Here is a 408-nt window from a genome sequence, read left to right as displayed (position 1 = left end):
AGAAAGAACAAATGGCTCAATTGAAGTCCGATCTTGAGGCAATGGAAGCCCAACTGAATACTGTGACTTCTGAAAAAGATAACATTCCTTTCCTTGGAATGTCTTTGAGTAAAGCCGCATACAACACCACCATGTGGAGTATTATTGGAGTTCTGGTTCTTGCCCTGGCGTTATTCGTAGTGAGATTTAAAAGAAGCCATATTCATACTACCGAAGCCAGGAAGAATTTCAATGAACTTGAAAAAGAATTTGATGCTTATCGTGTGAAAGCGCTTGAAAAAGAGCAAAGATTAGGCAGGCTGCTACAGGACGAAAAGAACAAACAACTTAAGCTGGCAAAATAACACAAGAAGGCTCTTTTCCTTTTGAGTAACTTTGTCGCTTTAACCGGCAAAGCCTAATTTTCTA

The 408-nt window shown here is 39.5% G+C and carries 1 pseudogene; it reads left to right on the top strand.

The window, feature by feature from the left end:
- Positions 1 to 344 (top strand): annotated as a pseudogene (locus HC176_RS17005) (hypothetical protein); the annotation flags it as partial.
- Positions 345 to 408: the final 64 nt, after the last annotated feature.

The organism is Tamlana crocina (genome assembly GCF_012037625.1).
This window is presented reverse-complemented; position numbering and strand designations above follow the sequence as displayed.